The sequence below is a fragment of the Rhodococcoides kyotonense genome (assembly GCF_900188125.1).
Taxonomy (GTDB): domain Bacteria; phylum Actinomycetota; class Actinomycetes; order Mycobacteriales; family Mycobacteriaceae; genus Rhodococcoides; species Rhodococcoides kyotonense.
Map to the genome: position 1 here is coordinate 43,460 of NZ_FZOW01000009.1, position 11,904 is coordinate 55,363.

Sequence of the window (11,904 nt, forward strand, 5' to 3'; positions counted from 1 at the left end):
CGTGGCGGCGTTCCTGCGGCTGATCTCCCACTGACTGCTCCCTCTTCGGATGTCTCGACACTGCGCACGGATCGCTCTTTCGTGCGATCCGGCCGGTTGCACTCCCGGCGTATTGCCGCGTGAGGTCCATTCCGCGTACCAGGCCAGAGTACTCCCCGGCGCGAATCGACGACATGGGATCGCCGAGCGGAACTCACAGGCGGAACGTTATGACCCGAGACACGACGAATCAATGCAACGCGCCGTAAACCTGAACCTAAAGTTGAGGTTGAGACTCTTCCGTTATCGAAACGGACGTATTAACCGCCCGTGGCCTTGAAATCGTCGGGCGACACCGACTCGAGGAACTCCTTGAACTTTTCGACCTCGTCCTCGCGCTCGTCGGGCATCAGCAACCCAGCTTCGGCCAACACCGGCTCCTCGGCGTAGATCGGGACGCCGGCGCGCAATGCGATGGCAACGGAGTCCGACGGCCTGGCCGACACGCGAACGTTCTTGTCGAACACCAGATCTGCGTAGAACGTGCCCTCTTGAAGATCCACGATCCGGACTTCCTTGAGGGTGTGCCCGAGGGCGCCGATCAGATCCTTGATCAAGTCGTGAGTCAGCGGACGGGCTGGTTGGACACCTTGCTGTTCCAACGCGATGGCCGCTGCTTCCGTCTGCCCGATCCAGATCGGCAGGTACCGATCACCGTCGGACTCACGAAGCAGGAGAACCGGCTGGTTCTGTGGCTGCTCGACCCTGATACCGACGACTCGCATCTCACTCATGGTGACTGCCTCCCACACGCGTTGAAATCGGGCCGCAGGTCTGGGTCCGTCCACTGCAACCTGAGTCTATTGGAAGTCGGCGGTCGCAGTGGAGTCCGCCGACATTCATCCGTCAACGATCGAGGGCACCACGCACGGCCGCCTTGACGAGACACGTGTGCAGTGTCAGCGACAGGGCGGCCAGTTCGCGAATCATCTCTTCTGCTCGGTCTCGCGCGCCCGCGTCACGACTCTTCGCGACGGGTCCCGCGATCTGGGCGACCAGACCGGCCTCACGGTCGGCGGCCAACTTGAACGCTCTCAAGTGCCGCACTTCGAGTCCGAATTGCAACATTGCATGAGCGGTGCGCGCCAGCACGACGGAGGCTTCGTCGTAGAAACCCGCCTGCCCCGGAGTGATCAAACCGGCGCGAATCATCTCCGTCAGGAAGGAATCCTCGATACCTGCCCGTTCCAGGAGGTCGGATTTGCTCACCCGCACCTCGCGGTCGGCCAGAAATTCTTCGGGAGACACCTCGCCTTTCGCCACGCTGAGAGTGCGTGGACGACGCGGTGCGGGTTCGGCGCGCTCGACACGCGCCGCCCCGCTGTCGATGGCCTCCAGTTGCTCCTTGATCACCTTGAGCGGCAGGTACTGATCTCGTTGAGCGGTCAGAACGTACTTCAACCGCTCGCAATCGGCGATCGAGAACCGCCGATAGCCCGACGGCGTGCGCTCGGGCGAGATCAGCCCCTCCGCTTCGAGGAACCTGATCTTCGAAATGGTGACGTCAGGAAAGTCGGGCCGAAGTCGATCGAGGACGGAGCCAATCGACATCCCCCCGGGAGACTGCTGCCCGACGGCGGTCACTGGCTGCCCGCACCCGCAGACGATTCGCCGACCTGAGACCCGGCACCGCCGCGAGGCCCGGTGAGGAACACCAGGCGGAACTTTCCGATCTGTACTTCGTCGCCGTTGGCCAGAACAGCCGAGTCGACAGGCTCCCGGTTGACGTACGTGCCGTTCAGGCTGCCGACGTCGACGACCTGGAACTCGTCCTCGTCCTGACGAAACTCCGCGTGACGACGGCTCACGGTCACGTCGTCCAGGAAGATGTCGCTGTCGGGGTGCCGACCGGCCGAGGTCGTCGGCTGGTCCAGCAGAAAACGAGAGCCGGCATTCGGGCCTCTCTTCACGACGAGAAGCGCGGACCCGACAGGGAGGCCCTCCACACCCGACACCGGAGCTTCGGAAGTCTGACTCGTCGCCGAGTTGTCCAGCTCCTGAAGGAAGTCTGCGCGGAAGACCGATGTGGTCTCCGCCGGCGACTCTCCGTAGATGCCGTCGTTGTCGTTCTCGCTCACCGTTTCTCCTTCTCAGTCCGATCACCCGGGCGACGAACACCTCGGGTCTCGCAGTAGACAGCTTTCACGTTCAATTGTTCTTGCGGACCTGTGCCCCCGACACGGCATCTACACACCAACGACCGTACCCTGCGCACGAGCACGGGTGTAGACCGTTTCTCCAGTCCGCTCCCGCGAAGTTACCCGGCCGTAATGGCAGCATATCCGTCCGCGTCGAGCATCTGTGACACCGCTTCGTTCAGTGTCGCTTCGGTGTCGACTTCCAACTCCACCAACCAGCCGTCGGAGTACGGACCCGTGTTCACCTTCTCGGGTCCGGCGTCCAAATCCTCGTTGACTGCAACGACTTTGCCGGTCAGCGGTGCGAACACGTCGGACACGCTCTTCGTGGATTCGACTTCGCCGAGAGAGGTACCCGCGGTGACCTCGTCACCGACCGACGGAAGCTGCACGAACACGACATCACCGAGTTGTCCCTGCGCGAAGTCGGTGATGCCGATCCTGACCGTCGTCGGACCAGTACGCAGCACCCACTCGTGCTCCGGGGTGTACAGCAAGTCGGCGGATGGCGCGTTGTCGCTCAACTCGACGATTCCTTTCGGGTGGCACTCCGTCCGTGAAGGAAGGAGCTAGTTTCCGGGCTGAGCGTATTGACGTGATCGCGGGTCTCGCAAGGCGGACACGGTGACCTGCTCGGATTGAGACACTGCGCACTCGCCGCCGTTCCGAGCGACCGTGTCGACGACACCTCCCGGAATGTCGAGTGCCGCCGACAATGTCGCTGCATCTCCGATGGCGGTCAGAACGAACGGAGCTGCCATCTCACGGCCGTCGACCACGATGAATCCCGCGGAACCTGCGATCCAGGAGTCGATTCCGATACGAACCGTCTCGCCGTTGCCGCCCGCGATCTGCAGTGCCTCGGCACCCGCAGCGCGCAACTCCTGCACCGCGTCGACCAACACCTCCGACCCGACACCGGTGCGCGGGTCGGTGATGGTGACGACGACGCCGGGACCGGTGGCCGCGACCGAGCCGACCTGGATCGACAGAGCGTCGAGTTCCGCCCGCGCTTCCTCCAGCGCGGCACCCGATCCCCCGTTCTGGTTCTGGAGCGTCGACAAGGTGTTCTGCAAGGTTGCAATGTCCTCACGAATCGCAGCTTCGCGACGGCCCAGGTTGTCCAATACGACGAGCAGGTCGGCCGGCCGCGCGGAATCGAGGTAGTCCTCGCTGTCGTTGACACGTACCTGTGCTGCGAGGCCGATTCCGAGAATCGCCATGAGCAGGACGGCGAGACATCCGAAGACCACCGATCGCCGACGCGTCGGCGCATGCACTTCGTGGCGTCCCTGCTGTGTCACCGTGTCACGCTCCGAAGAGGCGACGCCGCAGTGCCGCCGCGTTGCCGAATATTCGGATGCCGAGAACGACGACGATCGCAGTCGACAACTGGGTGCCCACTCCCAGTTGGTCGCCGAGCCAGACGATCAAAGCAGCGACGACGACGTTGAAGACGAACGAGACGACGAAAACCTTCGCGTCGAAGATCTCGTCGAGGTAGGCGCGCAGGCCCCCGAACACCGCGTCCAGCGCTGCGACGACGGCGATCGGCAGATAAGGTGCGACAGCGTCGGGCACTTCGGGGCTCGCGACACTGCCGATGGCGATCCCGACCGCGAGCGCCACGAACGCGAGCAGGATCAGGCTCCCGCCACGGCGCCTCCGTTCGCCGCCCGGCTCGTCTCTGCGGTCGGCCGAATCGGTGTGATGTCCGTCGGTCACCGGGTGCCTTCCTGACGCGCCAGGGTCACCGGACGTGTCGTCGCCGCAGGCAGATCGAGTTCGGTGTCGGCTCGCACGTCGAACCCGACCCGATACAGCTGGGACAGAGCCGACATTCGCAGATAGGCATCGCTGACGGAGAACCGTGCCTGCAGTTGCGTCGGCGAGCCGATCGCCGAGATCGTGTACGGGGCGAACACGGGTCGGTTGTCGACGAGCATCGCGCCCCCCGCCTGCCTGATGGTGACTCCGGGACCGATCCGCACTCCGCCGACCCCCACCGCCTCTGCACCGCTTGCCCACAACGAGTTGACGACGACCTGAAGATCTCGGTCGAGCACGGTGGCAGCCGACGAGCCTCGCGGGCGGGCCGACGCGTCGGACAGGCTTGCAGGAGAAGGCGGCTCGGACACCACGACGCTCATTCCCGGGCCCGTCACCGCCGTCGCGCCCGCCGCGTCCTCGGCGGTTCTCAGTGCAGCGAGGACGTCGGAACCCTCACCGCCGCTTTGGAGCGCGTCCTCACGTGCGCGCCCGACCGCAGTGTCGAGTTCGGCGCGCTGTGCCTCGAGCTCGTCGGCGCGTGTCGAGGCCGCGCGCGCTGTGTCGAGCGCATCGCGCTGTATGCCAGGAGCCTCCGACGGGTGTGCCGCAACCTGAGTGAGTGCGAGGCCGAAGACCGACCCGACGAGCAGCGCCCCGGCCGCAGTCCACGCCACCGTCGTCCGGGTGGAGCGTCGCCTCCGTCCATGGCGAGATTCGTGCGCCGCGGCGTAACCCGGGTCGAGGTGCTCCGACGTCAGATATCGGAGCAACGAAGGCTCGGGATTTCGCCGTCGGGCATCAGGCATGAGGCGTCGGCCTGCCCGTCGTCACCGGGGTGCTCATTCCGACCATCACCGCTTGGTAGGTATAGAGAATCCCCGTCCAGGTGTAGAGCGCTGTGCCCCAGATCAGCAGCGCGTACCCGATCGGGGCCATCACGGTGGCCACCGTCGACTCGCCGGTTGCAGCCAGGAGAACAGGAAGCGCGATCATGATGACGAACGTGGCTGCCTTGCCGAGGTAGATGACGTCGGGCGGCGGTAGGCCGCGGCGCCGATACACGAACATCGTGCCTGCGAGGACGGCGTCACGTCCGATCAGTAATGCGGCGACCCACCACGGGATGATTCCACGAACGACGAACGCTACCAATGCGGACACGACGGACAGTCGGTCGACCAACGGATCGAGCAGTGCGCCGAGCCTGGACGACTGGTCGAGCGCGCGCGCCAGTTTTCCGTCGAGCCAATCGGTGGCGCCGCTCGCCAGCAACACGGCGAGCGCGAGACCATCCGCGTGCCGAACCAACAACAGATAGAGGAACAGCGGAATCAGAAGCAGCCGCATCGCGCTCAGCACGTTCGGAACGGTCAGGATTCGATCGCCCCGATCGGTGTCGGACGTATCCATTGGGTCGCACCTCGATTCCCTGTTGGTCGAACGACGGTCACGAGGGACGCGATCTGGGCAGATGCGTCACCGCCACGCGAACACCGGTTGTTCGAAGTCTGCCACGCGGGTGTGTCGTCCTCGAAGTACGACCTCCCGGAACTGATGGACGACAGCACCGGTGGGTGCATGCACGAGTGATTCGCGAAACGGCCACTGGATGACCGGCTTCTCCGATTGCTCGATGTATACGAATCGCGGGTCCGTGTCGATCTCGGAGACGTCGACCTCGTACACGATCGCTACTTCGTCCTCGTTGGGTGCGAGCTCGTCGAGGCGGTCGCCGACCCAGACGACGAATGGACTGATGACGTATCCCGATCTGGTCGCGTAGTCGTCGAGGCGACCGAGAACGGCATCGGGTGTTACGACGAGACCGAGCTCTTCCTGCAGTTCGCGCAGGCAGGCTTCCGCTGCGGATTCGCCCGGGTCGAGGCCACCTCCCGGCAAGGCGAACTGCCCGGGATGTGCACGCAGGCGGGAAGGCCTCTTGGTCAGCAGAAGCCGACGGCCACCGGGCGGGCCTGCGATCGCAAGTGCCACTGCTGCCGCGCGCTTCGATCCAGCATCGATCGTCGAGGACACGAACGACGCGAGCGCTCGGGTCACGTTGTCTGGTTCGAGTCGGTCGTCGGTCGGGTCCGCAGATGGGGTCACGGACGAGATCGCCGTCAGGACTTCGCTGTCAGCGCGACGACGGGGATCACGCGGGACGTCTTCTTCTCGTAGTCCGCGAATCCCGGGTACAGCTCGGCCTGCCGACGATAGAGCTCGTCTCGTTCCGAACCGACGATCTCCGACGCGACGACGTCGACAGTCGTGTCCTCCACCTCGATCGAGACGTCCGGATTCGCCTTGAGGTTGTGGTACCAGTCCGGATTGGTGTCGGCACCTGCCTTGGACGCGAAGATCACGTAACGCCCGGAGTCGGGCAGGTACATCACCGGGCTGATCCGTCGGGCACCGGACTTGGCTCCGATGCTGTGGAGCAGAAGGAGCGGCGCGCCCTCGAACGGACCGCCCACCTTGCCGTGATTCGCACGGAATTCCGCAATGATCTGCTCGTTGAAATCGGCCATCGGACACTCCTCGGCTACGTCTGGCAGGTGCGATTCACTGTACCGAGCGCACCTGCCCGTCCACGCAAGAAAGCCGGTGTGTCCTTCTCAGCCGGCCGCAGCGCGGCCCGCCGCACGCCCGGAGAAGATGCATCCCCCCAGGAATGTGCCCTCCAGCGATCGGTAGCCGTGCACGCCTCCCCCACCGAAACCCGCCACCTCACCCGCCGCGAACAAGCCGTCGAACCGTGTCCCGTCACGGCGAAGCACCCGGGATTCGAGGTCGGTTTCGAGTCCTCCGAGCGTCTTTCGGGTGAGCAGATGGAGTTTGACGGCGATCAAGGGGCCCGCCGCCGGATCGGTCATGCGGTGAGGTGCGGCGATGCGAGCTGCCTTGTCGCCCTTGTACTTACGCGCGGCGTGGATCACCGAGACGGACAGGTCCTTGCTGAAGTCGTTGTCCATCTCCCGATCACGAGCCGCGATCAGCCGTTCGACATCGGCGGCCTTCAACGGCACGTCACCGATCCGGTTCATGCCCGCGACGAGATCCCGCACCGAGTCGGCGACGACGAAGTCCTCACCGCGCCGCTTGAACGCCTCGACGGGGCCGGGCGCACCGGACCGCACGCGCTCGAGCAGTTTTCGTACGCTCTTGCCCGTCAGATCCGGGTTCTGTTCCTGCCCGGACAGTCCGAACTCTTTCTCGATGATCTTCTGGTCGAGAACGAACCACGAGTAGTCGTATCCGGTCTTCACTATGTGCTCGAGAGTGCCGAGGGTGTCGAACCCGGGGAACAGCGGAGCGGGCAGTTGTCGGCCGTTCGCGTCGAGCCACAGCGACGACGGCCCGGGCAGAATGCGGATTCCGTGATTCGGCCACACGGGGTCGAAGTTGGTGATGCCTTCGGTGTAGTGCCACATGCGATCCGGATTGATGACGCTCGCGCCTGCATCGGCGGTGATCTGCAGCATGCGGCCGTCGACGTGTGCCGGCACTCCGGTCAACATGTGCTTCGGCGCCGGACCCATTCGCTCGGGCCAGTTCTTCTTGACGAGGTCCCAGTTCGCGCCGATTCCTCCGGAGGTGACGATCACCGCGGGCGCGTCGAACTCGAACTCTCCGACGCCGAGGCGTGACGACGGAACCCCTCGCGGCGCGTCGGATGGTTCGAGCACGGTCCCTCGTACGCCGGTGGCGGCGCCGTCGGTGACGACGATGTCGTCGACGCGATGCCGATGCGCAAGAGTCACCAGGCCGTCGGCGACGCCTCGACGCACGATGTCGGCGAAGATGTCGACGAGTGCGGGTCCGGTTCCCCACGTGATGTGAAATCTGGGGACCGAATTGCCGTGGCCGGTGGCGCCGTAACCACCTCGTTCGGCCCAGCCGACGAGCGGAAAGATCTTCAGGCCGCGTTCGCGCAGCCAGCTCCTCTTCTCGCCTGCAGCGAAGTCGACGTATGCCTCGGCCCATCGCCGCGGCCAGAGATCCTCTTCGCGGTCGAACGCGGCTGTGCCCATCCAGTCCTGCAGCGCGAGTTCACGTGAGTCCTTGATTCCGAGCCTGCGCTGTTCGGGGCTGTCGACGAAGAACAGTCCGCCGAAGGACCAGAACGCCTGACCACCGAGGTTCGCCTCGCCTTCCTGATCCACCAGGATGACGCGCTTGCGCGACGCCACCAGCTCGGCGGTCGCCACAAGACCGGCAAGACCGGCCCCCACGACCACGACGTCTGCCTTCCGATCGACCATGTCCGCCCCTTCTGCACCCGCGACTCGCCCTTGTCGGTGTCCGACTGTAGACGCCGCAGCCATCGCATCGAGGCCGAACGCCTGCCGAGATGAACTACTCTGCTGTCGACGCCGACCGGAAGGTAGCCGCCATGCCCGATCGACATTCCGAGCGGAACCGATCCGTGCCGAGTGTTCTGTGCGTTCATGCCCATCCCGACGACGAGGCCTTGTTCACCGGAGGGGTGCTTGCCCGCACCGCAGAGGACGGTGGCAGAACCGCTGTCGTCACCTGTACGTGGCGTGACGGCAGCAGACGCGTCGACGAACTCCGTCGCTCTCTGCAGATCCTCGGTGCCGGAGAACCACGGTTGCTCGGGTACACCGACTACGCATTCGACGACGGTGTGAAATTCTGCGAGGCGCCGTTCGACGAGGCCGTCGGCAAGGTCGTCGGCCATATTCGCTCCTTCCGGCCGGATGTCGTCGTCACGTACGACGCGTTCGGTTCGTACGGACATCCGGATCATGTGCACGCCCACCGCGTCACGATCGCCGCCGTGGAGGCTGCGAGCCACCCTCAGCTCTACCCCGACTCCGGGGAACCGTGGGCCGCGTCGCACCTGTGTTTCGCGACGTTTCCGCGCAGCGCGGTCGAGGGAATGTGGGCCTCGTTGTTCGGTGGTTCCGCACCCCCGCCCGGTCCTGGAATCCCGGGTGTCGACGACCACCTCGTCACCGTCACGGTGGATGTCGGCGCCTGGTTCGAGACCAAGTGGGCGGCCTTCTCTGCGCACGAATCCGAAATCGAACGCGGCGGTGGCGCAAGCCGATTCGCGGCCATGGACGACGCAGACAGGCGCGCTGCGTTGGGCACCGAATGGTTCGTACATCGAAGCTTGATGGGCCGTGCGCAGGTGGATCCGTTCCGATCGTCGTGACCGGCGGCAGGTCCCCCGCAGCGCGTACGGTGGTGTGCGACCGTACTTGTCGATCGAGTGGGCCCGGAGAGTCGATTTTTCGTGCATTGGGACGACCGGCTGCGCCGGGACAGGCTGGCGCGGACACGGCTCGGGCACGACTGGATCGTGCTCGGGCGGACGCGTCGCGCCCTACTTCGTCTGTCGCTTGCACTGATTCCCGTCCTGATCGTCGTCGGCCAGTACTGGGTTCACGACGTCGCGCCGGAGCAACGCAGATTGGCCTCGACGAGCCCCCAGCTGAATCAGGTGTTCGACGCGGCAGACCCGGCCGACCGAGCGACGGCCGTCGTCGACATGGTCGGTCTGGGCAATGTCGACGCAGCTCCGACCGCAGTCTCGCTCCCGACATTCGACCGGATCGGTCGTGTGTGGGCACTGCGGTACGACAATCGCGGTATCGACACGAAGGTCATCAGTGACCTGATCGCCGAACGTGCCGCCACCGCACGCGTCGACAACGTCGTTCTGGTCGGCCACAGCATGGGCGGAGTGGTCGCGCTCGAAGTAGCCCAACACCTGTACGAGGACAGCGGTGTTCGGCTGACTGGAATCGTCCTGGACTGCACACCCCTCGACCTGCATGCGGTCCGCAGTGACAGTAGGGACGCAGGCGAGAACTTGCTCCGCTGGATCGGGTGGCTGCCGGGTGCGCGCGAAAGTCGCACTCTACGAACCGTTGTCGAGATGGCGGCTCGGTCGGATCGTTTCGTCGATCTGCATTCGTCGTGGTATCCGCGCATCGAGTGGAGCAATGCCGTCGACGCGTTCGACGAAGTTCTTCGAGACAAGATTCTCAACCGTTCGGCCGCGAGCAACGGGTTCATCGAGTCGCAATTCCGAACGATCGTCGCGTCCGGCGCACTCGACAACCTCGACGCGCTGACCCGTCCTGTTCGCGGAAAGCCCTCCCCCGCAGTCGTATTCATGCGGCCGTCGATCGGTCGAGCCGATGCAGTCGTCGACGTCGATTACTCCCAGTCGATTCTGTTCGAGCGCGTGGGCGGTTCGGACGGCCAACTCCGCGTGGTGCGTATGTCGGGAACCGGCCATGCCAACCCCAGGCAGGAACCGGAGACGTACAACGCAGCCGTCGTCTCGCGGGTCCTGCCCTTTCTGGAAACGAGGGTCTTCGCGTCCGGTCGCGGCGCGAGTCCTCTGGCCGGCGACGTCGTTCTTCGCACGACGTCGCCGGGTTGATCACCCGTCCGCCGTCACTGCAGCGCGATGTACTTCGTCTCGAGATACTCGTCGATGCCTTCCGAGCCACCCTCGCGACCGAAGCCGGACTCTTTGACGCCGCCGAAGGGCGCAGCGGCGTCGGAGATCGCTCCCCTGTTGACGCCGACCATGCCTGCGTCGAGTTTCGCGGACACACGCATCGCGCGGTCCAAATCACGTGTGTAGAAATACGATACGAGTCCGTATTGCGTATCGTTCGCCGCGGCGATTGCTTCGTCTTCGGTGCCGAACCCGACGATTGCGGCGACAGGCCCGAATATCTCGTCGCGCAGGAGACGAGCGTCTGCAGGCACGTCGTCGAGCACAGTCGGGGTGAAGAAGAAGCCGGCTCCACCCTGCGCACTACCACCGGTGCGCACCCGTGCACCCTTGGCGACGGCGTCGTCGACGAGTGCCGTGACAGTCGCCAACTGCTTGGCGTTGACGAGTGGACCGATGTCCGTGCCATCCGCGTGGCCGGGCCCCACGGTGAGTGCAGCGATGCGCTCGGTCAATTTGGCTGTGAACTCTTCTCGCACGGTGTCGGCGACGTACAACCGGTTGGCGGCGGTGCACGCTTCACCGCCATTGCGCATCTTCGCCAGCATTGCGCCGTCCACCGCCGCATCGATGTCGGCGTCGTCGAACACGATGAAGGGCGCATTGCCGCCCAATTCCATCGACGTCCGAAGCAAACGGTCAGCGGCATTCTTGACGAGAAGCTTGCCCACGCCGGTGGACCCGGTGAAGGTCACTTTGCGCAGTCGTGAATCGTCCATCAGGGGCCCACTGACGGCAGCGGCGTCGGACGTCGGGAGAATCGACAGCACACCAGCGGGCAGGCCGGCGTCCGCGAACACCTGACCGAGAAGAAGCATGGTCAGCGGTGTGTCCTCGGCGGGCTTCACGATGACCGTGCAGCCCGCCGCGAGTGCAGGCGCGATCTTGCGGGTTCCCATGGCCAGCGGGAAGTTCCATGGCGTGACGGCCAGGACAGGGCCGACAGGGTTCTTGGTCACGAGAATCTGCCCGTTCCCGGCCGGTGCCTGTGCAAATCGCCCACCGATGCGGACGGCCTCCTCGGAGAACCATCGCAGGAACTCGGCGCCGTAGGCGACCTCACCGCGGCTTTCCTTCAGGGACTTGCCCATCTCTGCTGTCATGACGGCGGCGAAGTCCTCGACGCGCGAGGACAACAGGTCGAATGCTCGCCGGAGAATGTCGGAGCGTTCGCGCGCGGGAGTCGCCGCCCACGACGCCTGCGCGGCGGACGCCAGGTCCAGGGCCTCGATCGCGTCGGCCGACGTGGCGTCGGCCACGGTGGTCAGTTCCTCGCCCGTCGCAGGATCGAGCACGGCGAACCGTGCCGCTCCCGACGCCGGGGTCTGCTTCCCGCCGAGCCACAGGTCGGTGGGAACGGAGGAGATCGGATCTGGTGCGACGGTCATGTGTGCGCCTTTCTGCGGATACCTACAAGGAAGTATCTGCCTGTCGACGACGCCGGGGTGCCGACAA

General features: G+C 65.0%; 14 protein-coding genes. 2 read left to right on the top strand and 12 right to left on the bottom strand.

The annotated features are described in order from the left end of the window. Positions 1-299: 299 nt before the first annotated feature. From CHB96_RS15950 to CHB96_RS16000, 11 genes are all read right to left on the bottom strand, one after another. Positions 300-773, bottom strand: a complete 474-nt coding sequence (locus CHB96_RS15950; RefSeq protein WP_089247936.1) for a bifunctional nuclease family protein — start codon at positions 771-773, stop codon at positions 300-302. Positions 774-885: 112 nt separating this feature from the next. Next, on the bottom strand, positions 886-1,623 hold the full coding sequence (ftsR, locus tag CHB96_RS15955; RefSeq protein WP_089247938.1) for a transcriptional regulator FtsR: 738 nt from the start codon (positions 1,621-1,623) through the stop codon (positions 886-888). Then, positions 1,620-2,117, bottom strand: coding sequence for an oxoglutarate dehydrogenase inhibitor Odhl (odhI, locus tag CHB96_RS15960; protein ID WP_089247940.1), 498 nt, complete (start codon positions 2,115-2,117; stop codon positions 1,620-1,622). The genes ftsR and odhI overlap by 4 nt, the downstream gene beginning before the upstream one ends. 179 nt (positions 2,118-2,296) lie before the next feature. Beyond that, positions 2,297-2,701 (bottom strand): glycine cleavage system protein GcvH, encoded by a 405-nt coding sequence (gene gcvH / locus CHB96_RS15965; RefSeq protein WP_089247942.1) that lies wholly within the window; start codon positions 2,699-2,701, stop codon positions 2,297-2,299. A 45-nt stretch (positions 2,702-2,746) separates the two neighbouring features. After that, positions 2,747-3,481, bottom strand: coding sequence for a DUF881 domain-containing protein (locus CHB96_RS15970; RefSeq protein ID WP_245865759.1), 735 nt, complete (start codon positions 3,479-3,481; stop codon positions 2,747-2,749). 4 nt (positions 3,482-3,485) lie between these two features. Next, positions 3,486-3,824 carry a small basic family protein gene (locus CHB96_RS15975; protein WP_089248292.1) on the bottom strand — a complete coding sequence of 113 codons (339 nt, stop codon included), beginning with the start codon at positions 3,822-3,824 and terminating at the stop codon, positions 3,486-3,488. Between the two features lie 74 nt (positions 3,825-3,898). Continuing rightward, positions 3,899-4,753, bottom strand: coding sequence for a DUF881 domain-containing protein (locus CHB96_RS15980; RefSeq protein WP_089247944.1), 855 nt, complete (start codon positions 4,751-4,753; stop codon positions 3,899-3,901). Next, positions 4,746-5,357: a CDP-alcohol phosphatidyltransferase family protein gene (locus CHB96_RS15985; RefSeq protein WP_089247946.1), complete on the bottom strand. Its 612-nt coding sequence runs from the start codon at positions 5,355-5,357 to the stop codon at positions 4,746-4,748. The genes CHB96_RS15980 and CHB96_RS15985 overlap by 8 nt, the downstream gene beginning before the upstream one ends. A gap of 66 nt (positions 5,358-5,423) precedes the next feature. Then, positions 5,424-6,053 carry an NUDIX hydrolase gene (locus CHB96_RS15990; protein WP_371829022.1) on the bottom strand — a complete coding sequence of 210 codons (630 nt, stop codon included), beginning with the start codon at positions 6,051-6,053 and terminating at the stop codon, positions 5,424-5,426. Positions 6,054-6,067: 14 nt separating this feature from the next. Then, positions 6,068-6,475, bottom strand: coding sequence for a nitroreductase family deazaflavin-dependent oxidoreductase (locus CHB96_RS15995; RefSeq protein ID WP_089247948.1), 408 nt, complete (start codon positions 6,473-6,475; stop codon positions 6,068-6,070). A gap of 87 nt (positions 6,476-6,562) precedes the next feature. Beyond that, on the bottom strand, positions 6,563-8,209 hold the full coding sequence (locus tag CHB96_RS16000) for an FAD-binding dehydrogenase (RefSeq protein ID WP_089247950.1): 1,647 nt from the start codon (positions 8,207-8,209) through the stop codon (positions 6,563-6,565). Positions 8,210-8,340: 131 nt separating this feature from the next. On the opposite strand from CHB96_RS16000, the gene CHB96_RS16005 reads away from it, so the two are divergent. Further along, positions 8,341-9,129 carry a PIG-L family deacetylase gene (locus CHB96_RS16005; RefSeq protein ID WP_089248296.1) on the top strand — a complete coding sequence of 263 codons (789 nt, stop codon included), beginning with the start codon at positions 8,341-8,343 and terminating at the stop codon, positions 9,127-9,129. A gap of 81 nt (positions 9,130-9,210) precedes the next feature. Further along, positions 9,211-10,368, top strand: coding sequence for an alpha/beta fold hydrolase (locus tag CHB96_RS16010; RefSeq protein WP_089247952.1), 1,158 nt, complete (start codon positions 9,211-9,213; stop codon positions 10,366-10,368). A 14-nt stretch (positions 10,369-10,382) separates the two neighbouring features. Here the strand turns inward: CHB96_RS16010 and CHB96_RS16015 are convergent, their stop codons facing one another. Next, positions 10,383-11,837, bottom strand: a complete 1,455-nt coding sequence (locus CHB96_RS16015; RefSeq protein WP_089247954.1) for an NAD-dependent succinate-semialdehyde dehydrogenase — start codon at positions 11,835-11,837, stop codon at positions 10,383-10,385. Positions 11,838-11,904: the final 67 nt, after the last annotated feature.

Excerpts from the sequence above, each read along its gene's own strand:
- CHB96_RS15950 (WP_089247936.1), bottom strand. The coding sequence starts at position 773 with ATGAGTGAGATGCGAGTCGTCGGTATCAGGGTCGAGCAGCCACAGAAC.
- CHB96_RS15980 (WP_089247944.1), bottom strand. The coding sequence starts at position 4,753 with ATGCCTGATGCCCGACGGCGAAATCCCGAGCCTTCGTTGCTCCGATAT.
- CHB96_RS15985 (WP_089247946.1), bottom strand. The coding sequence starts at position 5,357 with ATGGATACGTCCGACACCGATCGGGGCGATCGAATCCTGACCGTTCCG.
- CHB96_RS15995 (WP_089247948.1), bottom strand. The coding sequence starts at position 6,475 with ATGGCCGATTTCAACGAGCAGATCATTGCGGAATTCCGTGCGAATCAC.
- CHB96_RS16000 (WP_089247950.1), bottom strand. The coding sequence starts at position 8,209 with ATGGTCGATCGGAAGGCAGACGTCGTGGTCGTGGGGGCCGGTCTTGCC.
- CHB96_RS16005 (WP_089248296.1), top strand. The coding sequence starts at position 8,341 with ATGCCCGATCGACATTCCGAGCGGAACCGATCCGTGCCGAGTGTTCTG.
- CHB96_RS16015 (WP_089247954.1), bottom strand. The coding sequence starts at position 11,837 with ATGACCGTCGCACCAGATCCGATCTCCTCCGTTCCCACCGACCTGTGG.